The organism is Stenotrophomonas maltophilia complex sp. Om-AH-Sm3 (assembly GCF_059337855.1).
Genome location: NZ_JBYBLQ010000001.1, coordinates 422,527 through 444,777, shown reverse-complemented (window position 1 = coordinate 444,777; position 22,251 = coordinate 422,527). Strand labels below are relative to the sequence as shown.

21 protein-coding genes are annotated in these 22,251 nt (G+C 67.0%); 10 read left to right on the top strand and 11 right to left on the bottom strand.

What is annotated here, in order from left to right; translation table 11 throughout:
* Positions 1–7: 7 nt before the first annotated feature.
* Positions 8–889: an SPFH domain-containing protein gene (locus tag AC10QF_RS02050; RefSeq protein WP_061480381.1), complete on the bottom strand. Its 882-nt coding sequence runs from the start codon at positions 887–889 to the stop codon at positions 8–10.
* 137 nt (positions 890–1,026) lie between these two features.
* Here AC10QF_RS02050 and purT point away from each other — a divergent pair, with 137 nt between their 5' ends.
* Positions 1,027–2,214 (top strand): formate-dependent phosphoribosylglycinamide formyltransferase, encoded by a 1,188-nt coding sequence (gene purT, locus AC10QF_RS02045; RefSeq protein WP_494541653.1) that lies wholly within the window; start codon positions 1,027–1,029, stop codon positions 2,212–2,214.
* Positions 2,215–2,299: 85 nt separating this feature from the next.
* On the opposite strand, the gene AC10QF_RS02040 is transcribed toward purT, so the two are convergent.
* Both AC10QF_RS02040 and AC10QF_RS02035 read right to left on the bottom strand, forming a co-directional pair.
* Complete coding sequence (locus AC10QF_RS02040; protein WP_111175482.1) at positions 2,300–3,505, bottom strand: endonuclease/exonuclease/phosphatase family protein; 1,206 nt, start codon at positions 3,503–3,505, stop codon at positions 2,300–2,302.
* Between the two features lie 37 nt (positions 3,506–3,542).
* Positions 3,543–4,298 carry an arginyltransferase gene (locus AC10QF_RS02035; protein WP_171958125.1) on the bottom strand — a complete coding sequence of 252 codons (756 nt, stop codon included), beginning with the start codon at positions 4,296–4,298 and terminating at the stop codon, positions 3,543–3,545.
* Between the two features lie 156 nt (positions 4,299–4,454).
* Between AC10QF_RS02035 and AC10QF_RS02030 the strand changes: the two genes are divergently transcribed.
* Positions 4,455–5,015: an EF-hand domain-containing protein gene (locus tag AC10QF_RS02030; protein ID WP_494541652.1), complete on the top strand. Its 561-nt coding sequence runs from the start codon at positions 4,455–4,457 to the stop codon at positions 5,013–5,015.
* 59 nt (positions 5,016–5,074) lie between these two features.
* Here AC10QF_RS02030 and AC10QF_RS02025 read toward each other — a convergent pair whose 3' ends face one another.
* The 4 genes from AC10QF_RS02025 to AC10QF_RS02010 all read right to left on the bottom strand — a co-directional run bounded on the left by AC10QF_RS02025 (position 5,075) and on the right by AC10QF_RS02010 (position 8,757).
* Positions 5,075–6,292 carry an RNA polymerase sigma factor gene (locus AC10QF_RS02025; protein ID WP_069139079.1) on the bottom strand — a complete coding sequence of 406 codons (1,218 nt, stop codon included), beginning with the start codon at positions 6,290–6,292 and terminating at the stop codon, positions 5,075–5,077.
* A 182-nt stretch (positions 6,293–6,474) separates the two neighbouring features.
* Positions 6,475–6,969, bottom strand: coding sequence for a pathogenicity-like protein (locus tag AC10QF_RS02020; protein WP_111175476.1), 495 nt, complete (start codon positions 6,967–6,969; stop codon positions 6,475–6,477).
* Between the two features lie 3 nt (positions 6,970–6,972).
* The gene (gene tesB / locus AC10QF_RS02015) at positions 6,973–7,893 is read right to left on the bottom strand and encodes an acyl-CoA thioesterase II (protein WP_428993228.1); all 921 of its coding nucleotides are present in this window, start codon (positions 7,891–7,893) and stop codon (positions 6,973–6,975) included.
* Positions 7,894–7,980: 87 nt separating this feature from the next.
* Positions 7,981–8,757 carry an enoyl-CoA hydratase/isomerase family protein gene (locus AC10QF_RS02010; RefSeq protein WP_005415699.1) on the bottom strand — a complete coding sequence of 259 codons (777 nt, stop codon included), beginning with the start codon at positions 8,755–8,757 and terminating at the stop codon, positions 7,981–7,983.
* A gap of 34 nt (positions 8,758–8,791) precedes the next feature.
* On the opposite strand from AC10QF_RS02010, the gene AC10QF_RS02005 reads away from it, so the two are divergent.
* Positions 8,792–9,238: a copper chaperone PCu(A)C gene (locus AC10QF_RS02005; RefSeq protein WP_494541651.1), complete on the top strand. Its 447-nt coding sequence runs from the start codon at positions 8,792–8,794 to the stop codon at positions 9,236–9,238.
* A gap of 72 nt (positions 9,239–9,310) precedes the next feature.
* On the opposite strand, the gene AC10QF_RS02000 is transcribed toward AC10QF_RS02005, so the two are convergent.
* From AC10QF_RS02000 to uvrA, 3 genes are all read right to left on the bottom strand, one after another.
* Positions 9,311–10,036: an enolase gene (locus tag AC10QF_RS02000; RefSeq protein ID WP_111175470.1), complete on the bottom strand. Its 726-nt coding sequence runs from the start codon at positions 10,034–10,036 to the stop codon at positions 9,311–9,313.
* A 90-nt stretch (positions 10,037–10,126) separates the two neighbouring features.
* Complete coding sequence (locus AC10QF_RS01995) at positions 10,127–10,534, bottom strand: acyl-CoA thioesterase (RefSeq protein WP_065178106.1); 408 nt, start codon at positions 10,532–10,534, stop codon at positions 10,127–10,129.
* On the bottom strand, positions 10,534–13,527 hold the full coding sequence (gene uvrA / locus AC10QF_RS01990) for an excinuclease ABC subunit UvrA (RefSeq protein ID WP_494541650.1): 2,994 nt from the start codon (positions 13,525–13,527) through the stop codon (positions 10,534–10,536). The genes AC10QF_RS01995 and uvrA overlap by 1 nt, the downstream gene beginning before the upstream one ends.
* Positions 13,528–13,844: 317 nt before the next feature.
* Between uvrA and rplU the strand changes: the two genes are divergently transcribed.
* The 3 genes from rplU (at position 13,845) to cgtA (ending at position 15,665) form a co-directional block, all read left to right on the top strand.
* Positions 13,845–14,153 (top strand): 50S ribosomal protein L21, encoded by a 309-nt coding sequence (gene rplU, locus AC10QF_RS01985; protein WP_005408557.1) that lies wholly within the window; start codon positions 13,845–13,847, stop codon positions 14,151–14,153.
* A gap of 18 nt (positions 14,154–14,171) precedes the next feature.
* Positions 14,172–14,435 carry a 50S ribosomal protein L27 gene (gene rpmA / locus AC10QF_RS01980; RefSeq protein WP_005415704.1) on the top strand — a complete coding sequence of 88 codons (264 nt, stop codon included), beginning with the start codon at positions 14,172–14,174 and terminating at the stop codon, positions 14,433–14,435.
* 177 nt (positions 14,436–14,612) lie between these two features.
* Complete coding sequence (gene cgtA, locus AC10QF_RS01975) at positions 14,613–15,665, top strand: Obg family GTPase CgtA (protein ID WP_069139083.1); 1,053 nt, start codon at positions 14,613–14,615, stop codon at positions 15,663–15,665.
* A gap of 194 nt (positions 15,666–15,859) precedes the next feature.
* Here cgtA and rpsT read toward each other — a convergent pair whose 3' ends face one another.
* Positions 15,860–16,129, bottom strand: coding sequence for a 30S ribosomal protein S20 (gene rpsT, locus AC10QF_RS01970; RefSeq protein ID WP_005408560.1), 270 nt, complete (start codon positions 16,127–16,129; stop codon positions 15,860–15,862).
* A gap of 117 nt (positions 16,130–16,246) precedes the next feature.
* Here rpsT and murJ point away from each other — a divergent pair, with 117 nt between their 5' ends.
* The 4 genes from murJ to lspA all read left to right on the top strand — a co-directional run bounded on the left by murJ (position 16,247) and on the right by lspA (position 22,226).
* Positions 16,247–17,851, top strand: coding sequence for a murein biosynthesis integral membrane protein MurJ (gene murJ / locus AC10QF_RS01965; protein ID WP_088496456.1), 1,605 nt, complete (start codon positions 16,247–16,249; stop codon positions 17,849–17,851).
* 75 nt (positions 17,852–17,926) lie between these two features.
* Positions 17,927–18,874 carry a bifunctional riboflavin kinase/FAD synthetase gene (locus tag AC10QF_RS01960; protein ID WP_069139084.1) on the top strand — a complete coding sequence of 316 codons (948 nt, stop codon included), beginning with the start codon at positions 17,927–17,929 and terminating at the stop codon, positions 18,872–18,874.
* Entirely contained in the window at positions 18,871–21,702 is a 2,832-nt protein-coding gene (ileS, locus tag AC10QF_RS01955) for an isoleucine--tRNA ligase (protein WP_494541649.1), read from the top strand. Before AC10QF_RS01960 ends, ileS begins: the two co-directional genes overlap by 4 nt.
* Positions 21,702–22,226 carry a signal peptidase II gene (gene lspA, locus AC10QF_RS01950; RefSeq protein ID WP_005408564.1) on the top strand — a complete coding sequence of 175 codons (525 nt, stop codon included), beginning with the start codon at positions 21,702–21,704 and terminating at the stop codon, positions 22,224–22,226. Before ileS ends, lspA begins: the two co-directional genes overlap by 1 nt.
* Positions 22,227–22,251 lie beyond the last annotated feature (25 nt).

The window sequence follows — 22,251 nt, the reverse complement described above, 5'->3', positions numbered from 1 at the left end:
GGGTGGTTCAGTACAGCGAACCGGCGTTGACGATCGGCTGGGTGCCGCGGTCCGAGCACAGCACGGTCAGCAGGTTGCTGACCATGTGCGCCTTGCGTTCCTCATCCAGCTGCACCACGCCGTTCTTCTGCAGTTCGGCCAGGGCCATTTCAACCATGCCGACCGCACCGGCCACGATGCGCGTGCGTGCAGCGATCACTGCGTTGGCCTGCTGCCGCTGCAGCATCGCCTGGGCGATTTCGGCGGCGTAGGCGAGGTGGCTGATGCGTGCGTCGATCACCTGCACGCCAGCGTCGGCCAGGCGTTCGGCCAGCTCGTTCTTCAGGTGCTGGGAGATCTCGCTGGCATGGCTGCGCAGCGCCAGCTGTCCCTCCTCGTGCTGGTCGTAGGGATAGCTGGTGGCCATCGCGCGCAACGCCGATTCGGACTGGATGTGCACGAAGCTTTCGTAGTCGTCCACGTTGTAGACGGCCTCGGAGGCATCGACCACCTGCCAGACGATGACTGCAGCGATCTCGATCGGGCTGCCGTCCAGCTCGTTGACCTTCAGCTTGCCGCTCTCGAAGTTGCGCACGCGCTGGCTGACCCGGCGCTTGGCATAGAAGGGGTTGTTCCAGCGCAGGCCGTTGTCCTTGACGGTGCCGACGTACTTGCCGAACAGGCTCAGCACCGCCGCCTGGTTGGGCTGGATGGTGTACAGGCCGGCCAGGATGAAGACCGCAGCGAAGATCACCAGCATGCCGGCCAGCATCAGCAGCAGGTTCGGTGAGCCGGAACCGGTCCTGGTCGTCGCCCCGAGTACGAACAGTGCGGTACCCGCCAGCGCGACCAGCAGGGATCCGGCCAGGGTGCCCAGGCCGTTGAGGGAGGCAAGCGACTTCTCTTTCATGGCGGTACTTCCTTGAGGGTTCGAATTGAAGATATCAAATTGATATCACTTGTCGACTACCGTTCGTCGGATGCCATGGTCAGGGTGCGCGGCCAGCTAGAATGCCCACCCGCCTTCACGTCGCTGCTGGAACCGCCATGGCCAAGCTTGGAACTCCGTTGTCCCCCTCCGCCACCCGCGTGCTGCTGCTGGGCTCGGGCGAACTCGGCAAGGAGGTGGCCATCGAGCTGCAGCGGCTGGGCGTGGAAGTGATCGCCGCTGACCGCTACGCCGATGCCCCGGCCATGCAGGTCGCCCACCGCTCGCACGTGATCGACATGCTCGATGCGATGGCGCTGCGCGCCCTGATCGCCCAGGAGCAGCCACATCTGGTGGTGCCGGAGATCGAGGCCATCCATACCGAGACTCTGGTCCAGCTGGAGCAGGAGCAAGGCCTGCGGGTGATCCCGACCGCACGCGCCGCGCGCCTGACCATGGACCGCGAGGGCATCCGCCGCCTCGCCGCCGAAACCCTGGGCCTGCCGACCTCGCCCTACCGCTTCGTCGATACCGAGGCCGAATACCGCGCTGCCGTGGCTGCCATCGGCCTGCCGTGCGTGGTCAAGCCGGTGATGTCGTCCTCGGGCAAGGGCCAGAGCACCCTGCGCAGCGAAGCGGACATCGCTCCGGCCTGGGAGTACGCACAGACCGGTGGCCGTGCCGGTGCCGGCCGCTGCATCGTCGAAGGCTTCATCGATTTCGACTACGAGATCACCCTGTTGACCGTGCGCCATGCCGGCGGCACCTCATTCTGTGCGCCGATCGGCCACCTGCAGAAGGATGGCGATTACCGCGAAAGCTGGCAGCCGCAGCCGATGTCGAGCGCGGCACTGGCGCGTGCCGAAGAGATTTCGCGTGCGATCACCGACGACCTTGGCGGCTGGGGCCTGTTCGGCGTCGAGCTGTTCGTGAAGGGCGACGAGGTGTGGTTCAGCGAAGTGTCGCCGCGCCCGCACGATACCGGCCTGGTGACCCTGGTTTCGCAGGAACTGAGCGAGTTCGCGCTGCACGCGCGCGCGATCCTCGGCCTGCCGGTTCCGGTGATCCGCCAGAGTGGCCCGTCGGCGTCGTGCGCGCTGTTGGCACACGGCGAGGGTGTGCCGTACTTCAACAATGTCGCCGCCGCGCTGCAGGTACCGGATACCGCCGTGCGCCTGTTCGGCAAGCCGAGCGTGCATGGCCACCGCCGCGTCGGTGTGACCCTGGCGCGCGCGGACACCATCGACGAAGCACGCGCCATCGCGCGTGATGCCGCCGACGCCATCGGCGTCGAGCTGCGCCCCTGAAAAAGGAGCGACGACCAACGGTCGTCGCCTACCGAAACCCGGTGGGTACCGACCGTTGGTCGGTACGCTCAACGTGCAGTCGACTCTACCGCACGTCCACCCACACCAGGTGGTGGTCGCTGCCGTCGGCGATCTTCGCTTCCGGGCTTTCATTGGCCGGCCAGAAGATGCCGCTGCCCACGTACTCGAAACCGGTCGAGGGAAGCACGTAGTCCAGGCGCATGGTGCCGGACTTCGGGCCGAAATCGCCGGTGGCGTGGAACGGTGCGCCCTTGCGTTCGATGCCCTTGGCCGCATAGGCCAGGCTGGTCTGCTCGCCGCCGAGGCTGCGCGGGGTGGGGTAGCGCAGCACGCGCGCGTTCTCGATCAGCTCGACGATCGCCTCGTGGCGGCCATCGCCATCGACCGGGTCGTTGTTCAGATCGCCGAGGATCACGAAGCGCGCGTCCTCCGCCAAGCCGCCGCACTGGCCCTTGTCGTCGCACAGCCAGGGCTTCTCACCCTTGGACAGGTATTCCTGCCACAGGCGCAGTTCGTCGTGGTTGCGTGCCGCGTTGCGCTTTTCCGGGCCGTCGAACACCGGCGGCGTCGGATGCGAGACCAGCGCGTGGACCACGCCGCCCGGGGTCTTAACCGGCACGTCCCAATGCGACTTCGAGGACAGGCGCAGCTGCGACCACACGTGGTCGTTGTAGAAGCTCTGGCCGGTACGCGGATCGACCGGGCGGATGGCGCCGGGCATCGCGCTCCACTTCAACAGCTGGAAGCTGCGCACCTTGGTTTCATCGATCGGGTAGCGCGACAGCACCAGCATGCCGTACTGGCCCGGATGCAGGCCGTAGCCCCACGCGTCATTGCCACGGCTGCGGCCTTCGCCGCCGACCACGCCGTTGTTGTCCAGATCCAGGCCGCTGGGCACACCGGTGTTGACCGGCGCCAGGTAGCGGTAGGCAAAGTGCAGCGGCTTGCCGCCGCCGGGCTGGGCGACTTCCAGGTAGCGCTTCTGGAACAGGTCGGCGGCGCGATGGGCATCGTCGAAATCAAATTCGTTCAGCAGTACCAGGTCCGGGCGCACCTGCTGCAGCACGGCGGCGATCTTGCGTGCGTGCTCGCTGTCGCCCTCCAGTTCCTTGATCAGGCCACCGGCATCATCGGAGTACAGCGAAGTGTTGTAGGTGGCCAGGCGCAGCGCAGTGGACGGCTTCTCAGTCATCGCGGGGGACGTGGCAAAGGCGGGGGCGGTGGCGCCGCAGAGCAGGGCCAGGGCGAGGATCAGGGGTTTGGCGTTCATCCCCCTATTCTGCACCCGGCCCGGTGTCAGCGGTTTGTCAGCGCCCGTCCAGTTCGTTGTCGAAATCGTGCCAGCGGCGGCCGTCGTAGGCCTCAAGGGGATGGAAGCGGCGCTTGTAGTCCATCTTCTGGTGCCCGCGGATCCAGTAGCCCAGGTACACGTGCGGCAGCCCCTCGCGGCGCGCCCACTCGATCTGTTGGAGGATCGCGAAGGTACCCAGCCCGCGCACGGCGTGGTCCGGGTCGAAGAACGTGTAGACCGCCGACAGGCCATGCTCGGTGACGTCGGTCACCGCCACCCCCAGCAACTGGCTGGGCTGGCCGTCGTGGCCGGGCAGGCGCATCTCCATGAAGCGGGTGTGCGACCAGCTGCCGATCAGGAACTGCTCGAATTCGTGCGGGCCATGGTCGTCCATGCCGCCATTGGCGTGGCGGTGGGTGAGGTAGCGGTGATACAGCGCGAACAGGTCGTCACGGGCGGTGGCGGCGGTGATCCGCACCTCCAGGTCGTCATTGCGGGCGGCACAGCGGCGCTGGCTGCGGTCCGGGGCGAAGCGGGCCACCGGGATGCGCACCGCCACGCAGGCCTGGCAGTGCGCGCAGTGCGGCCGGTAGACCAGATCACCGCTGCGGCGGAAGCCCCAGCTCAGTGCCAGCGGGTACAGGCCACCCAGCCGGCGATCGTGCGGATCCAGCACCAGGTCGCGCGCCACCCGGTCGGACCAGTACCCGCAGGGGTGCTCGCCGGTCTGGAAAAGCCGCAGTTCGTCGTCTCTATCGCCGTGTAGTGCCATGGGCACAGCATAGCCCCAGCCCGTCGCAGTGGCGGCGACTGTCCGCCGGATGAATGGATCTGGCAGCAGCGTCAACCGATGTCGCGCCCGGGCGTTGTTGTCCCCCGAGGGTGAAGTGATCACCCCGACGCAATTCCCATTCCCAGGAGTGACCCCATGATCCGTACCCCCCTGCTGCTGGCCCTGCTGCTGGGCACTTCCGCCTCCGGCATCGCGCTGGCGGCCGACACCCCGGCCACGTCGGCGCAGCGCCCGGCCAAGCTGGACACCAATGGCGACGACGTGATCGACCGCAGCGAGGCGGCTGCCAACCCGCGCCTGGCCGCGAAGTTCGACGAGCTGGACAGGAACAAGGACGGCAAGCTCTCGCGCGATGAGATGCCGCGCTGGCAGCATGGCCGCCGTGGCCACGGCGGTGAGCGCTGGGCCAGACTGGACGTCAACAAGGACGGCCGCATCAGCCGCGACGAGGCCAAGGCCGACCCGCGCCTGGCCGCGCGCTTCGACCGGCTCGACCTCAACAAGGACGGTTACCTGGACAAGGCTGACCGCGAGCTGCGCATGAAGCAGCATCGTGATGCCTGGTTTGCTGCCGCCGACACCAACAAGGATGGCCAGCTGAGCAAGGCCGAGTTCGACGCGGCCAAGGGCCCGATGCACGGTGGCCCGCGCCAAGGCGGTCCGCGCGACGGCGGTGCACCGAAGTCGCAGCGCTGATTCATCGCGCGCTGACCGACCACGACGCCGGCGTACTGCCGGCGTCGTGCGTTGAGGCCCTAGCGGCCGCTGGAATGGGCCACGGCATACAGCACGACGCCCAGCACCACGATGTTCATGGCGATGATCCCGGTACGCCCATACAGCGATTCATACACCCAGTTGGTGCCGGTGCGCCCACGCCGCGACGAATCGCGCGCGATCAGCGGCGCCATGATCTGCTGCAGCGGTCCCAGGCACTGGTAGTTCACCAGACCCATGCCGAGCACCAGCACCAGCAGATGCACCCACGTCGGGGTCTGCAGCAGTACCACCGCCAGCACTGCCAGGCAGCAGGCCATGGCTGTCCAGGTGTTCATGCGCACAAAGCGCCAGACCCGCGCGCGTTCGGCATCGGTCTTGGCATAGGACAGCAGGAATCGACCGCCCAGGTAGCTGCCGATCACGCCGCCGGCAACGCCACCAGCGAACGCGCCCCAAGTGCTGGCCGGAATCATGTGCAGGTAGCCCAGGGTGGCGGTGACCGAGCCCATGGCTGTACCCCCGGCCACGCTGGCCCCGCCCAGGCCCAGCTTGCTGCTGCCCACGCCGACGCCGGCGCTCAGCAGGATCGCGGCACTGGCGGTGCCGGGTGCGGCCACCAGCACCATCGACACCACGGCGGTGGCGAAGGCGGCGCTCGGCGCGCTGCTGCGCGCGAACTCACCGAAGCGCTGCAGCAGGCCGTCGCGCACCAGCGCGCGGGCGCGCGACAGGCGCTTGCGCACGGCGGCGTCGCTGAGCCCGAGCAGGTCGGCCACCTGCTGCGAGCGCTGGCCTTCGCGGTAGTACAGCAACAGGACTTCGCGGCTGTCGGCGGGCAGGGTGGAGATGATGTCCTCGGCGGCGATTTCTTCCTCCACCCGTTGCAGGCGATCGGCTGCGCCCGGGGACGGATCGGCGGCCATCCCCATCGCCACCTCGGCCGCCTCGCCGGTCAGTGGACGGCCACGCTGGGCGCGCAGCCAGTCGCGGGCGAGGTTGCGGGTGATCTGCCGCAGCCACGGCAGGAAGCTGGTCGCGCTGCGCAGCTGGTGCAGCTGCTGCCAGCCCTTCACAAAGGCCTCCTGGGCGATGTCCTCGCTGGCCTGGCGGTCCCGGGTGATGGCCAGCGCGATGGCGGTGACCGTGTTCTGGCAGGCCAGCACGATGCGGCCGTAGGCGTGCTGGCAACCGCTGGCGGCGGCGGGCAGTTCGCGTTCCAGGGTCTGGTCGATCGATGCGGTGAACGTCGTCATGGCGGCGGCTCTCCTGCGGGGATTGTGTCCCATGACGGAGCCGCGCGCGAAGTGTGACCAGCATTCTGTGCGGTAGTGCCGGCCGCTGGCCGGCATCCTCATGACAAAAAGGGGACGGAGGGGATTAAGTCGTTTGTGCCACAAACGACTTAATCCCCTCCGTCCCCTTTTTCACCCGCGAGTCATTTCGAGGGCTGGATGCGGACCCGGACTTCGTCCTCTTCCGGGGCGGCCTGCGGTGCCGGTTGCGTCTGCTGCGGCTGGGCCAGCGGGGCGGGTGCCGGGGCACCACGATGGCGCAGGCCGATCACCAGCGCCACGCCAGCGATCACCACCAGCAGCGCGATGCGGATGCGCCAGGCCCAGCTGCGGCCGCCGCTGCCCGGTTCCGGCGCGTCGCGGAAGGCGAATTCGGCGGTGGGGTGGTCACGGCGGGTAGTGTCGAGCAGGCGCGCCTCGCGCAGGATTTCGCGCGCGCGCGGCTGGTCGTCGGCACGCACGACCCATACCGCCGGATAGGCGTTGGCGTTGCCCAGGTCGGTATAACTGAACTGGCCGCGGCGACGGGTCTTGTACGAGCGCCCGTTGGTCACCTTGACGTCGATCCCATGCCCGCGCAGGAGCTCGGCCACGCCTTCGACGGTTTCCACGCGCTGGCTGCTGAAGATCTGGCGCATGGGTTACTCCGTGGCCGGCACGGCGGCGGCCGCAGCCTGGTCGGGAACCACGCGGATCAGGCCTTCCTGCGCAGTGCTGGCCACCAGCACGCCGTTGCGGGTGAAGAACTGGCCGCGGGCCAGGCCGCGCGAATCCTGCGCGCTGGGGCTGTCCAGCGAGTACAGCAGCCAGTCGTCGGCGCGGAACGGGCGGTGGAACCAGATTGCGTGGTCGAGCGAGGCCATCTGCACGTGCGGGTGGTAGTAGCTGATGCCGTGCGGGAAGGTCGCCGTGCCCAGCAGGTGGAAGTCGGAGGCATAGGCCAGCAGCGCCTGGTGCAGCTCCGGGGCATCGCCGACCGGCTCGCTCAGGCGCAGCCACACCTGGTGGTAGGGCGGGCGCTTGGGCGGGTTCAACTCGTCGCGCGGGTAGACGTGGCGGAACTCGAACGGGCCGCCACGCGACAGCCAGCGCTGCACCTTGATCGGCAGCCGCTCCAGCACTTCGGCCGGCAGCGGCCGGTTTGGTTCGATGTCTTCCGGCTGCGGCACTTCAGGCATCTTGTGCTGGTGCTCGGCGCCGGTCTCGGCCTGCTGGAACGAGGCCGCGCAGAAGAAGATCACCTTGCCGTGCTGGATCGCGGTGACCCGTCGCACCGAGAAGCTGCCGCCATCGCGGGTGCGGTCCACGTCGTAGACGATCGGGTGGTCGATGTTGCCGGCGCGGAGGAAGTAGGCGTGCAGCGAGTGCACGTGGCGGCCGTTGTCGACCGTGGCCTGCGCCGCAGCCAGGGCCTGGCCCAGTACCTGCCCACCGAACACGTACTTGGTGCCGATGTCGCGGCTCTGCCCGCGGAACAGGTTGTCCTCCAGCCGCTCCAGCGTGAGCAGGTCGATCAGCTCGGAGACGACGGGTTCGGGCGTGTCGTTCAAGGGGGCGGCCACAGCAGTGAAAGAGGGCCTGATTATACCGGTCAGGGGTCAGATCCCTTTCGCCCGGCGAAAGGGATCTGACCCCGGGCGGGGCAACCGCTACTTGCCCAGGCGCGCCGCCAGGGCCTGCAGGGCGTTCTGTGCGTCCGGGGCGAACCAGGCCTCGACGAAACGGTCCAGCTGGATCAGGTCCGGGTGCAGCGCTTCGTGCAGGTCGGCGCGAGCGATGGCGCGGGTCAGCAGCATCGGCTGCCGAGGCTGCTTGAGCAGGTTCTGCAGCCAGGCCACGGCGCGGGCCACCACCAGGTCACCCTCAGCCAGCTCGTCGACCAGGCCGATCTGCAGCGCCTGTTCGGCCGGCACCAGCGAGCCGGTGGTCAGCAGCACGCCGGCGCGGTGCACGCCCACCGCACGGCGCAGCAGGCGCTGGATGCCCTCCGGCGCGATCAGGCCCACCTGCACCTCGTTCAGGCCGATGGCATACGGCCGCGACGGATCGGCGCTGCGCGCCATTACCCGGTAGTCGCAGCACAGGGCCAGCACGCAGCCGCCGGCCGGCGCGTGGCCGGTGATCGCTGCGACCACCGGGATGCGGCTCTCGGCCAGTGTGCGCACGGCGCCAAAGAAAGCGTTCCAGGTGTCCAGCAGCTTGTGCTTGTCATCGCCATGCGAGAGCAGGTGCGGCACGTCCATTCCACCGGTGAAGATGCGCTCGCTGCCCGACAGCACGATGCCGTGCGCGTCTTCGGCCATGGCCAGTTCGATGGCATGGATCAGCTGCCGGCACAGATCGGTGTCCAGTGCATTGACCGGCGGCCGCGCCAGGCGCAGTTCGCGGATGGGGCCGTGGTTGATCACCTCGATGAGCGTCGTCATGCTGCGGTCTCGTTGCGAAGAAGGAACCTGGGCGATGATAACCAAACCATTCGTTGGCGTACTGTGGGTGCTGTGTGCGGTCGCAGCATCGGCTTCGGCTGCGGAATCACGCTGCGTCACGGTGGAGCAGGGCTGGGCGCGGTTGCCACCGAATCCGGCGATGCCGATGACTGCCGGGTATGGCGTGATCCACAACGGCTGCAGCAGGGCGGTGGTGATCACCGGTGCGACCAGCAGTAGTTTCGGCGACGTGTCGCTGCACGAGACCACGATCGTCGATGGCGTCAGCCGGATGCGCGCGATCGAGCGCCTGCCGCTGGCAGCCGGCGCGCGTGCCGAACTCAAGCCTGCTGGCCTGCACCTGATGCTGATGCAGGGGCGGGGCGCGCTGAAGGAAGGCCAGGCGCTGCCGCTGCAGTTGCAGCTGGAAGGTGGTGGTGAAGCGAGCGCGACGTTGACCGTGCGCAGGGCTTCGAAATGACGAACGGGTAGGGCCGGCGGCTGGCCGGCAGCACAGGAAATGCCGGCCAGCGGCCGGCACTGGCGCAGGGTCTTACGACCAGTCGTACGAGAACAGCACCGTGCGGCTCACCGGCTCATACAGCATCACGACCGCGTCGGCGCCGGTGGCGCACCAGTTGTAGCCGGCGACTTCGGCGACGGCGAAGAACTTGTGGCCATCGCGGCGGATGATCGCCAGTTCGGCATCATCTGGAGCATGCCGGTCGTTGGCGGCGTCGGTGAATTCCAGGGTGAAGGCGGCAGGAATATCGGCCGTTTCGATCCAGTTGCCACAGGAAATCTGTCCCCCCAGCGTATCCAGATAAGCGCGCTCGCTGGCCTCACCCTTGCCGTAGCGCGAGTAGCAGGCGAGGCGGCCATGCATGGCGTGGTAGTCGCGGGCCTTGGCGTAGCTGTCGCGCATCTGCGCAATGTGTTCCTGCGCGTCCTTGTCCTGTACTGCATCGCCGATGAAATAGCCCTCGTTGCCGAGGAAGCGCATCTGGTTGCCGGCGGTCAGCTCGAAGGCGATCCAGTTGGTGGCGGTGAAATCGTTGTGGTGTTCTTCGGTGGTTTCGCCGATGCAGCCGTCGTACGGCTCGATCGGGCACAGCATCGTCGCCACCTGGCCGGCCAGTTCCGGGCGCAGCACACCGAGGTCGATCTTCAGCAGCGGCAGCAGGTGCTGGCCGAGCCAGGCCTGGTCGGCGGGGAAGACATCGGTAGGGAAGGGGACCATGCCGGGCAGCAGGTCGCTCAGTTCAGTCTGGTGGATCATGTCAGTCCTTTGAATTGGATCGGCAGTGCCGGCCGCTGGCCGGCATGCGCGAAGCGTCTGGAGGTTGCCGGCCAGCGGCCGGCACTACCTTCAGGTGGAAGCGTTGCGGATCGCCTCCGGCAGCGGCGCGCTCTTGCCGGTCTGGGTATCCATCCAGACCACCACCACGTTGCCATCCGAGTACAGCTTCGACGCGTCCTGCTGGTCGACGATGCGGTGGCCGATGGTCACGCTGCTGTTGCCCAGGCGCTCGACGAACAATTCGACCACGATGTCGTTGGGCCACACGATCGGCAGCCGGTAATTGACGTTGGTCGCGGCCACCACCGGTGCGATGCGGTCGGTCATCGACACGCCGTCCACGCCCAGCATCCAGCGCACGCGCGCTTCTTCCAGGTAGGAAATGTACTTGGCGTTGTTGACGTGGCCCATGCTGTCCATGTCGCGCCAGCGCACGCTGATCGGGATGCGGGCCAGGATCTTGTGTTCGCTGCTCATCAGGCGTCCTTCTTCTTCGACGTGCTCTTGCTGGCCTTGCCGGTGCTCTTGGCGGCCACGGCCTTCTTCGCCACCTTGGCCGGCTTCTCGGGCTTCACCTTGCGCGGCGGGCGGGCGTCGGGCTTGTTGGCCACGGCGGCCGGCTGCTCGGGGCGCGCGCTGGTGGAAGGCAGCATGCGGGCCAGGAACTGGCCGGTGTACGACTGCGGGCAGGCCGCCACGTCTTCCGGCGTGCCGGTGACCAGGATGGTGCCGCCGCGGTGGCCACCCTCCGGACCCAGATCGACGATCCAGTCGGCGGTCTTGATCACGTCCAGGTTGTGCTCGATCACCACCACCGTGTTGCCTTCGTCGCGCAGCTTGTGCAGCACGCCCAGCAGCGCTTCGATGTCGTGGAAGTGCAGGCCGGTGGTCGGCTCGTCGAGGATGTACAGGGTGCGGCCGGTATCGCGGCGCGACAGCTCCTTGGACAGCTTCACGCGCTGCGCTTCACCACCGGACAGCGTGGTCGCGCTCTGGCCCAGCTTGATGTAGCTCAGGCCGACGTCGACCAGCGTTTCCAGCTTGCGTGCGATCGACGGCACCGGTTCGAACAGCTTCAGCGCATCCTCGACGGTCATTTCCAGCACGTCGTTGATGTTGAAACCCTTGTACAGGATCTCCAGCGTCTCCCGGTTGTAGCGCTTGCCGTGGCAGACATCGCACGGCACGTACACGTCCGGCAGGAAGTGCATCTCGACCTTGATCAGGCCATCGCCCTGGCAGGCCTCGCAGCGGCCACCACGCACGTTGAAGCTGAAGCGGCCCGGCGAGTAGCCGCGTGCACGCGCTTCGGGCACCTGTGCGAACAGTTCGCGCAGGGGAGTGAACAGGCCGGTGTAGGTGGCCGGGTTCGAACGCGGGGTGCGGCCGATCGGCGACTGGTCGATGTCCACCACCTTGTCGAACAGGTCCAGGCCATCGATCTCCTTGTACGGGGCGATCGGGTGCGAGGCGCCGTTGATCTCGTTGGCAGCCAGCGAGAACAGGGTGTCGTTGATCAGGGTCGACTTGCCGGAGCCGGACACACCGGTCACGCAGGTCAGCAGGCCCGACGGAATCGCCAGATCCACGCCCTTGAGGTTGTTGCCGCTGGCCCCGCGCAGGTGCAGGGTCATCTTCGGGTTCGGCTTGTGCCGGCGCGCCGGGATCTCGATCGCGCGCTTGCCCGACAGGTACTGGCCGGTCAGCGAGCGCGGTGCCTCCAGGATGTCCTGCAGGGTGCCCTGGCCGACGATCTCGCCGCCATGCACGCCCGCGCCCGGGCCGATGTCCAGCACGTAGTCGGCCAGGCGGATCGCGTCCTCGTCATGCTCGACCACGATCACCGTGTTGCCGAGGTCGCGCAGGCGGGTGAGGGTGCCGAGCAGGCGTTCGTTGTCGCGCTGGTGCAGGCCGATCGATGGTTCGTCGAGCACGTACATCACGCCGACCAGGCCGGCGCCGATCTGGCTGGCCAGGCGGATGCGCTGCGCCTCGCCACCTGACAGGGTGTCGGCCTTGCGCTCGAGGGTCAGGTAATCCAGGCCCACGTCGACCAGGAAGCCGAGGCGTTCGCCGATTTCCTTGACGATCTTCGCGGCGATCTCGCCGCGCCAGCCCGGCAGGCTCAGCTCGCTGAAGAACTTCAGCGCCTCGTCGATCGGCAGCACCACCAGCTCCGGCAGCGGGCGGTCGGCCACGAACACATTGCGTGCAGCCTTGTTCAGGCGCGCGCCATGGCATTCCGGGCAGGGTTGTTCGCTGATGTACTTGGACAGCTCTTCGCGCACCGCCGGCGATTCGGTTTCCTTGTAGCGGCGCTCGAGGTTGGGAATGATGCCCTCGAAGCGATGCTTGCGCTGGGTGCGGCCACCGGCTTCGGTGAAGTAGGTGAAGGTGATCGCTTCATCGCCGCTGCCGTACAGCACGGCCTGCTGCACCTTGTCCGGCAGCGAGTTCCAGGCCGCGTCGACGTCGAACCGGTAGTGCTTGGCCAGCGAAGCGATCAGCTGGAAGTAGTAGGCGTTGCGGCGATCCCAGCCGCGCACCGCGCCGGCGGCCAGCGACAGCTCGGGGTGCACCACCACGCGCGAGGGATCGAAGAACTCGGCCATGCCCAGGCCATCGCAGCCGGGGCAGGCGCCCATCGGTGCGTTGAACGAGAACAGGCGCGGCTCCAGTTCCGGCAGCGAGTAATCGCAGACCGGGCAGGAGTATTTGGAGGAGAACAGGGTCGGCGCAGTTTCCGTGTTGTCCAGGCTCTGCACCGAGGCCATGCCGTCGCCCAGCTTCAGCGCGGTCTCGAAGCTCTCGGCCAGGCGCTGCTTGATGTCCTCGCGCGGGCGGAAGCGGTCGATCACCGCCTCGATGGTGTGCTTCTGGCGCAGCGCCAGCGGCGGCACCGCGTCGATCTCATGCAGCTCGCCGTCCACGCGCATGCGCACGAAGCCCTGCGCGCGCAGCTGGTCGAACACCTGGGCATGCTCGCCCTTGCGGTCGCGGATGACCGGCGCCAGCAGCATGTAGCGCTGTTCCGGGTCCAGGGTCAGCACCTGGTCGACCATCTGGCTGACCGTCTGCGCTTCCAGCGGGTAGCCGTGGTCTGGGCAGCGCGGGGTGCCTACGCGGGCGTACAGCAGGCGCAGGTAGTCGTAGATCTCGGTGATCGTGCCGACCGTCGAACGCGGGTTGTGCGAGGTCGACTTCTGCTCGATCGAGATCGCCGGGGACAGGCCCTCGATGTGGTCCAGGTCCGGTTTTTCCATCACGCTCAGGAACTGGCGCGCATAGGCCGACAACGACTCGACATAGCGGCGCTGGCCTTCTGCATAGATGGTGTCGAACGCCAGCGAGGACTTGCCCGAGCCGGACAGGCCGGTGATCACGATCAGCTTGTCGCGGGGCAGGTCGAGGTCGAGGTTCTTCAGGTTGTGCGTCCGCGCGCCGCGGATGCGGATGAAATCCATCGCCATGGGGGATCCGGTTGTGGGGGCGTTGGCTGGGTGCCGGGCCAGCAGGGAACGGCAATCGGTCAGCCTACCGAGGTGACCAGATGGGGGCAATGGGCGACAATGCCAGCCCGGTGTCTCACCTTGTGAGACAGGCCGACAGGCAGGGGTCAGATCCCTTTTCACGGGGTGAAAAGGGATCTGACCCCGTTCCGACGCCGCCCCCTGCGGCGTTCAGGGGTTGACTTGACCCGCGCCCGATGATCTGCGTAAAATCCCGCTCCTGTCCGCCCTCGATGGCGGCAGCTCAGACCACAATAACTACAGAGGAAGGCCTGGTCATGTACGCAGTACTGGTCACCGGCGGTAAGCAATACCGCGTGGCGCAGGGCGAAAAGCTCCGCATTGAAAAGCTCGAAGTCGAAGTCGGCAGCGAGATCAAGTTTGACAACATCCTGATGCTGGGTGACAGCGACGGCGTGAAGCTGGGCGATGCGCTGAAGGGCGCTGCCGTCACCGCCAAGGTCCTGTCCCAGGGTCGTGCTGACAAGGTCCGGATCATCAAGTTCCGTCGCCGCAAGCACCACATGAAGCGTCAGGGTCACCGTCAGTACTACACCGAAATCGAGATCACCGGCATCGCCGGCTAAGCATCAGGAGAAGCAGTCATGGCACATAAAAAGGGCGTAGGCTCCTCGCGCAACGGTCGCGACTCCAACCCGAAGTACCTGGGCGTCAAGATCTTCGGCGGCCAGGCCATCGAAGCCGGCAACATCATCGTGCGTCAGCGCGGCACCCAGTTCCACCCGGGTTCGGGCGTTGGCCTGGGCCGCGACCACACCCTGTTCGCCCTCGTGGACGGCAAGGTGGAGTTCTCGGTCAAGGGCGCCAAGAAGCGTCGCACCGTCAGCATCGTCTCGGCCGACGCCTGATCCAGGCATCGCCGGCACCCGTGCCCTGGCATGGGAGTGCTGCATGAAGAGCCCCGCTTCGGCGGGGCTTTTCGTTAGAGTTGAAGCAAGACCGGCCAGGCCGGGCTGCCGGCCATCGGCAGGCATAACATTCAAGGCGGCGGCCTGCAGGCCACGCCCATCGCAGGCATCGAAACAATGAAACTGGTAGACGAAGCAGAAATCGAAGTGTTCGCCGGCAACGGCGGCAACGGCTGCATTGGCTTCCGTCGCGAGAAGTTCATTCCGCTCGGCGGCCCGGACGGCGGCGACGGCGGTGCGGGCGGCAGCGTGTACATCCGCGCCGACGAAAACCTGAACACCCTGGTCGACTTCCGCCATGACCGCATCTTCAAGGCGCAGCGCGGCGAGAACGGCATGGGCCGCCAGGCCTATGGCAAGGGTGGCGAAGACCTGACCATCACCGTGCCGGTCGGCACCGTGGTGATCAACGTGGCGACCGATGAAGTCATCGGCGACCTGACCCAGCACGGCGATCGCCTGCTGGTGGCCAAGGGCGGTCGTGGCGGCCTGGGCAACATGCACTTCAAGAGCTCGACCAACCGCTCGCCGCGCCAGGCGTTGCCGGGCGAGCCGGGCGAGGAGCGCACGCTGAAGCTGGAGCTGAAGCTGCTGGCCGATGTCGGCCTGCTGGGCTTCCCCAACGCGGGCAAGAGCACCCTGATCCGCGCCGTTTCGGCGGCGACGCCGAAGGTGGCTGATTACCCGTTCACCACGCTGTACCCGAACCTGGGCGTGGTGAAGGTGGAGAACCACCGCAGCTTCGTGATCGCCGACATTCCCGGCCTGATCGAAGGCGCGGCCGATGGCGCCGGCCTGGGCGCGCAGTTCCTGCGCCACCTGCAGCGCACCCGCCTGCTGCTGCACCTGGTGGACATCTCGCCGATGGAAGGCGGCGTGGACGGCATCTCGCCGGTGGAGCAGGTGCGTGCGATCGAGCGCGAGCTGGGGAAGCACGATCCGGAACTGCTGAAAAAGCCGCGCTGGCTGGTGCTGAACAAGGCTGACCTGATGTTCGAAGACGAAGCGCAGGCCGCGGCCGAGCAGATCGTTGCCGAGCTGGGCTGGAAGGAGCCGTGGTTCCTGGTCTCCGCACTGGGTCGCGAAGGCACCTTCCCGATCATGAGCCGGATCATGGCCTTCTTCGATCGCCAGAAGGAAGAAGAGCAGGAAGCCCGCGACGCGCAATGATGGCGTTGTGGTTCCATGCGGAAAACCCGGCTTCGGCCGGGTTTTTTGTTGCCGGGGTCAGATCCCTTTTCCGCTGGAAAAGGGATCTGACCCCGGACGTGTCAAAAGTCCCGGATCGCGGGCAACAAAAAACCCGGCCGGGGCCGGGCTTTTGTCTGCAGCCCAACCCCGAAGGGCAGGGCGGCAACGCCGGATCAGGCGGCCTTGAGGGCCTTGATGCGGTCGTTCAGGCGGCTCTTGTGGCGAGCAGCCTTGTTCTTGTGGATCAGGCCACGCGCGCTGAAGCGATCCAGGATCGGCTGGGCAACGGCGAAGGCGGCTTCGGCGCCGGCGGCATCGTTGGCGTCCAGCGCCTTGATCACTTTCTTGACAGCGGTGCGCAGCATCGAGCGCTGAGCCACGTTGCGCGCGTTGCGCACGACGGTCTGCTTGGCGCGCTTCTTGGCGGACTTGATATTGGCCACGGTGGTGGTTTCCTGAAAAAATCGGTGTTATGGGAACAGCAAGCTAGCTAGTATGATGGCGTAAGAAATGCACGTCAAGTCGATTGTCAAGAGGGACGCTGAGTGAGTTCACCCAAGTTGTTGCGGGGCCTGCTGTCGTTCAGCAGCATGACCATGGTCTCGCGCGTTCTCGGACTTGTCCGGGACTTCGTGGTGACCACCACGTTCGGCACCAACGCCATCACTGATGCTTTCTGGGTCGCCTTCAGGGTACCCAATTTCCTGCGTCGGTTGTTCGCCGAAGGGTCTTTTGCCACCGCTTTCGTGCCGGTGTTCACGGAAGTGAAGGAAACCCGCAGCCACGCCGAGCTGCGCGAACTGATGTCCCGCACCGCCGGCACCCTGGGCGGGGTGCTAATGCTGGTCACCGCACTGGCGCTGATCTTCGCGCCGCAGCTGGCCTCGGTCTTCTCCAGTGGCGTTGATACCGACCCGGTCAAGCAGGGCCTGCTGGTCGACCTGTTCCGCCTGACCTTCCCGTTCCTGCTGTTCGTCTCGCTGACCGCACTGGCCGGTGGTGCGCTGAACAGCTTCCAGCGCTTTGCCATGCCGGCGCTGACCCCGGTCATTCTCAACCTGTGCATGATCGCCGGCGCGCTGTGGCTGGCACCGCGGCTGGGCGGTACGCCGGAAAAGCAGATCCTGGCGCTGGGCTGGGCAGTGCTGGCCGCCGGCATCCTGCAGTTGCTGTTCCAGCTGCCCTCGCTGAAGGGCATCAATCTGCTGACCCTGCCGCGCTGGGGCTGGCGCCACCCGGGTGTGCGCAAGGTGATGACGCTGATGGTGCCGACCCTGTTTGGTTCCTCGGTGGCGCAGATCAACCTGCTGCTGGATACGGTGATCGCGGCCAAGCTGACCGACGGCTCGCAGTCGTGGCTGTCGCTGGCTGACCGCTTCCTGGAGCTGCCGTTGGGCGTGTTCGGCGTGGCCTTGGGCACGGTGATCCTGCCGGCGCTGGCCCGCCACCATGTCAGCACCGACCGCGAGGGCTTCTCGCGCTCGCTGGACTGGGGCCTGCGCATGACCCTGCTGATCTCGGTGCCGGCCATGCTGGGCCTGCTGCTGCTGGCCGAGCCGCTGATCGCGACCATCTTCCAGCACGGCCAGTTCAGCGCCTTCGACACCCGCATGACCGCGCTGTCGGTGTACGGCCTGAGCTTCGGCCTGCCGGCATTCGCCCTGCTGAAGGTGGTGCTGCCGGCCTTCTACGCCCGCCAGGACACCAAGACCCCGGTGCGCGCCGGTGTGGCGGCGCTGGTGGCCAACATGGTGTTCAACTTCGCCCTGCTGGCCGTGCTGTACCAGGTAATGGTGCCCGACGCGCTGAAGGCGCAGGGCGTGATGGCGGCCATCGGCAAGCAGCCGGGCCTGCACCTGGCACTGGGCATCGCCAGCGCGCTGTCCAGTTACCTGAACCTGGGCCTGCTCTGGTACTGGCTGGGCAAGACCGATGTCTACCAGCGCCGGCCGGGCTGGGGCGGCTATCTGCTGCGCCTGGTGCTGGCCTGCGCGGCCATGGTTGGCGTGCTGTTGGCGCTGCTGCACTGGCTGCCGGGCTTCTCCGCGATGCGTGTCTGGGAGCGGATCGGTGCCCTGGCGTTGCTGGTCGGCGGCGGCGGCGCGACCTATGCGGTGGCCATGCTGGCGATGGGCTTCCGCCCGCGCGACCTGCGCGGGCATTGATCGCGGCCCGTGGCGGCTATACTTCAGGGTTACACAATTGAAGCGGCGGCCCCGGTCGGGCCGGAACGAGAGTTGATGAGCAGGCTGTTCAGAAGCGTCGAGGGCGGGGAGCTGTTCCCCAACGGAAGCGTGGTCTGTATCGGTGCATTCGACGGCCTTCACCTGGGCCATCGTGCGCTGGTCCGCCACGCGGTCGCCCGCGCGCGCGCCTTGGGCGTGGCCGCAGTGGCCGTGGCATTCGAACCGCTGCCGCGTGAGTTCTTCGCGCAGGGCACGCCGCCGCCGCGGCTGACCCTGGCGCGCAGCAAGGTCGAGATCCTGCGCGAGCTCGGCGTCGATGCGATCGGCCTGCTGCGTTTCGACGCGGCGATGGCGGCAATGCCGGCCGAGACCTTTGTGCGCCAGTTGCTGGTGCACCGGCTGGGCGCCCGCGAAGTCTGGATCGGGCCGGAGTTCTGCTTCGGCAACCGCCGCCGCGGTGATCTGGCACTGCTGCAGGAGATGGGCGCCGAACTGGGCTTCAGCGCCGGCGAGATTGAAGCGGTGGACCTGCATGGCGAGCGCATTTCCAGCACCCGCATCCGCCAGCTGCTGCAGGGGGGCGATTTCGCCCGCGCCAACGACCTGCTCGGCCGCCCCTATGCGATCAGCGGGCGGGTGGTGCGCGGGCGCCAGCTTGGCCGTACGCTGGGCTTCCCCACCGCCAACCTGCGCTTCCCGAAGACCCCGGCACTGTCGGGCATCTACGCGACCTGGGTGCACGGCGTGTTCGACCAGCCGTGGCCGTCGGTGTCCAGCTTCGGCACCCGGCCGACAGTGGACGGCGTGGAGCCGCTGCTGGAGGCCCACCTGTTCGATTTCCAGGGCGACCTGTACGGGCGCCACATCGACGTGGAGTTTGTCGCCAAGCTGCGCGACGAAGAGAAATTCAATGATCTGGCGGCACTGACCGACCAGATGCACCGCGACGCCGAACAGGCGCGCGCCCTCCTTTCCGAACATAGATTGCGAGCCACTGCGTGAGCCAGGACTACAAGACCACCCTGAACCTGCCAGCCACCGAATTCCCGATGCGCGGCGACCTGCCCAAGCGCGAGCCGGGCATTCTGGCGCGGTGGGAAGCGCAGGGGCTCTACCAGCAGCTGCGTGACAACGCCGCCGGCCGCCCGCTGTTCGTGCTGCATGACGGCCCGCCGTACGCCAACGGCCGCATCCACCTGGGCCATGCGGTCAACAAGATCCTGAAGGACATCATCGTCAAGTCGCGCTACCTGGCCGGCTTCGATGCGCCCTATGTGCCGGGCTGGGACTGCCATGGCCTGCCGATCGAGATCGCGGTCGAGAAGAAGTGGGGCAAGGTCGGCACCAAGCTCGATGCGGTTGAATTCCGGCAGAAGTGCCGCGAGTTCGCCGAAGAGCAGATCAACATCCAGCGCGTGGACTTCAAGCGCCTGGGCGTGACCGGCGATTGGGACAACCCGTACAAGACCCTGAGTTTCGACTTCGAAGCCAATGAGATCCGTGCGCTGGCCAAGGTCGTCGCCAACGGTCACCTGGTGCGTGGTGCCAAGCCGGTGTACTGGTGCTTCGACTGTGGCTCGGCACTGGCCGAGGCGGAGATCGAGTACCAGGAAAAGGAATCGCCGGCGATCGACGTGGCCTACGCCGCGCGCGATGCCCAGGCCATCGGCAAGGCGTTCGGTGTGAGCGTGCCGGCCGACGTCGAAGTGGCCGTGCCGATCTGGACCACCACCCCGTGGACGCTGCCGGCCTCGCTGGCGGTGTCGCTGGGCGCGGAAATCAACTATGTGCTGGCCGAAGGCCCGGCCCACAACGGCAAGCGCCGTTGGCTGGTGCTGGCCGCCGCGCTGGCCGAGCGCTCGCTGCAGCGCTACGGCGTCGAGAGCGTCGTGCTGCACGGTGAAACCACCGGTGCGGCGCTGGAGAACCAGCTGCTGGCGCATCCGTTCTATCCGGAGCGCGACATCCCGCTGCTCAATGGCGACCACGTCTCCGACGAGGACGGTACCGGTGCGGTGCACACCGCCCCTGGCCACGGCCAGGAAGACTTCGTGGTCAGCCAGAAGTACGGCCTGCTGGACAAGTACAACGCCGGGCAGGTGACCCCGATCGACGGCCGTGGCGTGTACCTGGAATCGACCCCGCCGGCCGGTGAGGTGGTGCTGGCCGGCCAGCACCTGTGGAAGGCGCAGGAGGCCATCGTCGGCGTGCTGCGCGACAATGATTCGCTGCTGGCCTTCCACCCGATCCGCCACAGCTATCCGCACTGCTGGCGCCACAAGACACCAGTGGTGTTCCGCGCCACTCCGCAGTGGTTCATCTCGATGGACAAGGCCAACCTGCGCAGCGATGCGCTGGCTGCGATCGACACTGTCGGCTGGTTCCCGACCTGGGGCAAGGCGCGCATCCAGAGCATGGTCGACGGTCGCCCGGACTGGACCATCTCGCGCCAGCGCACCTGGGGCGTACCGATCGCACTGTTCACCCATCGCCAGACCGGCGAGATCCACCCGCGCTCGGTGGAGCTGATGCAGCAGGTCGCCGACCGCGTCGAAGCCGAGGGCATCGATGTGTGGTACTCGCTGGACGCCGCCGAACTGCTCGGCGCCGAAGCGGCCGACTACGAGAAAGTCACCGACATCCTCGACGTCTGGTTCGATTCGGGCGTGACCCATGAAGGCGTGCTCGCCGCGCGTGGCTTCGGCAAGCCGGCCGACCTGTACCTGGAAGGCTCCGACCAGCACCGCGGTTGGTTCCAGTCCTCGCTGCTGACCGGCGTGGCGATCGACAAGCGCGCGCCGTACAAGCAGTGCCTCACCCACGGCTTCACCGTGGATGAGCACGGCCGCAAGATGTCCAAGTCGCTGGGCAACGGCATCGAGCCGCAGGACATCATGAACAAGCTGGGCGCGGACATCCTGCGCCTGTGGATCGCCTCGGCCGACTACAGCAACGAGATGTCGCTGTCGCAGGAAATCCTGAAGCGCAATGCTGACGCCTACCGCCGCCTGCGCAACACCGCACGCTTCCTGCTCGGCAACCTGGACGGTTTCGATCCGGCCCGGCACCTGCAACCGCTCGAGCAGATGGTCGCGCTGGACCGCTGGATCGTGCATCGCGCCTGGGAGCTGCAGGAGAAGATCAAGGCGGCCTACGACGGCTACAACATGGCCGAGATCGTGCAGCTGCTGCTGAACTTCTGCAGCGTGGATCTGGGCTCGCTGTACCTGGACGTGACCAAGGACCGCCTGTACACCATGCCGACCGATTCGCACGGTCGCCGTTCGGCACAGAGCGCGATGTACCACATCGCCGAAGCGTTCACCCGCTGGGTGGCGCCGATCCTGACCTTCACCGCCGACGAGCTGTGGGGCTACCTGCCGGGCGAACGTGCCGGCCATGTGCTGTTCACCACCTGGTACGACGGCCTGGCGCCGCTGCCGGCCGGTGCCCAGCTCAACGCCGCCGATTTCGACCAGCTGCTGGCTGTGCGCGAGCAGGTGGCCAAGGTGCTCGAGCCGATGCGTGCAAACGGCGCGATCGGTGCCGCGCTGGAAGCGGAAATCACCATCGCCGCCAGCGAAGAGCAGGCCGCGAAGTGGCAGCCGCTGGCCGATGAACTGCGCTTCCTGTTCATCAGCGGCGACGTGCAGGTGCGGCCGGCGACCACCGACGAGGTGTTCGTCAGCGCCCAGCCGACCACCAAGACCAAGTGCGTGCGCTGCTGGCACCATCGCGCCGATGTCGGCAGCAACGCCGACCATCCGGAACTGTGCGGCCGCTGCGTGAGCAACATCACCGGTGCCGGTGAAGTGCGGAGCTGGTTCTGATGGCCGCGCCCCGTCCGCATCCGAACGCCCTGGTCTGGCTGCTGCTGTCGGCCGCCATCATCGGCCTGGACCAGTGGTCCAAGGCCTGGGTGCTGTCGAGCCTGCCGGAGTTCCAGCCGGTGGTGGTCATCGACGGCTTCTGGAACTGGTACCGCACCTACAACACCGGTGCGGCGTTCAGTTTCCTGAGTGACGCCGGTGGTTGGCAGAAGTACTTCTTCACCGCGCTGGCGATCGCCATCAGCGGCCTGATGGCCTGGTGGCTGCGCGGCACCGCCCGTGGCAACTGGAAGGCCGCGGTGCCGTATGCGCTGATCATCGGCGGTGCCATCGGCAACGTGATCGACCGCCAGGTGCACGGCCATGTGGTCGATTTCATCCAGTGGTATGTGGGCAGCTATACCTGGCCCTCGTTCAACATCGCCGATTCGGCCATCGTGGTGGGTGCCATCGGCATCGCCCTGTTTGGCCTGTTCGACGGCAAGTCCGCCAAAAAGGCGGATAATGCCAATCCGAAACCGTAAGCCGGCCGCTGCCGGGAGATTGAAC